This is a genomic window from Kitasatospora sp. MBT63, assembly GCF_000710465.2.
In the GTDB taxonomy this organism is placed as follows: Bacteria; Actinomycetota; Actinomycetes; order Streptomycetales; family Streptomycetaceae; genus Kitasatospora.
The window spans coordinates 1-219 of sequence record NZ_JAIZ01000814.1; positions in this window are offsets into that span (position 1 = coordinate 1).

A 219-nucleotide genomic window follows, 5' to 3' on the forward strand; every position below is an offset into this window, starting at 1 on the left:
GCCGCACCGCCCGTTCCCCACCACCCGACACCACCGTCCCGGTCACCCCGCCGGAACCCGAACCCCCCTGAACTGGAAGCGCCATGGATGAGCAGGCACGCACGGAGCCGGTCCGCGCGACCATGCGCGACAGCGTCGAGGCCGTGACCGAACCCCGGCTGATGGCGACGGAACAGGTCGAGCCGGTGGAGCAGCTGCGCCGGATGGACGTGGCGGAGC